Annotated in this window: 1 protein-coding gene; it reads right to left on the reverse strand. The window is 70.9% G+C overall.

Features of this window, described 5'->3' with window-relative positions; all coding sequences use genetic code 11:
* On the reverse strand, positions 1–673 hold a 673-nt coding region (locus D180_RS15725), incomplete at both ends, for a VWA domain-containing protein (RefSeq protein ID WP_017913551.1).

Consider the following 673-nt stretch of genomic DNA (forward strand, 5'->3'; position numbering starts at 1 on the left):
CGGTCCAGTTCGGCGTAGATCGACGCCAGCTCGGCGGTATCACGGGCGCGGAAGAAGCGCCCACCAGTGTCCTGCGCGATCTTGCGCAGCGTGTCCTCGTCGACCTGGTCGTCGCCGCCGCTGCCGGGGATCGGCAGGCCGAACAGGGACATGCCGCCATCGCCACCGAAGGCGATGGTGTACACACGCACGTGTTCGGCCTTGGCCAGTTCGGCGGCCTTCAGCGGGTCGAGCACGCCGGCGGTGTTGACGCCGTCGGTGAGCACGATCAGCACGCGCTCGCCCTGCTTCTGCTCGCGCAGGCGCTTGACCGCCAGCGCGATCGCGTCGCCCAGCGCGGTCTCGCGCCCGGCCAGGCCGACCACGCTGTCGCGCAACTGGTCGCGCACCGTGGCCAGATCCGCAGTCAACGGAGTCAGCGCATACGCCTGCTGGCCGAACACCAGCAGGCCGATGCGGTCGCCATCGCGGCGATCGAGAAAGTCGGCCAGCACCGCCTTGGCCGCGGTCAGACGATCGACCACGCGCCCGCCCAGGGTCATGTCGGGCTCGCTCATGCTGCCGGACAGATCCACCGCCAGCATCAGCTGCCGCGCCTGCTGCGGTGGCGCGATGGGTTCGCCCAGTTGCAGCGGCCGCGCCGCCGCCGCGCACAGGCAGAACCAGGCCAGCA

Source organism: Xanthomonas sp. SHU 166, assembly GCF_000364685.1.
Taxonomy (GTDB): Bacteria; Pseudomonadota; Gammaproteobacteria; order Xanthomonadales; family Xanthomonadaceae; genus Xanthomonas_A; species Xanthomonas_A sontii.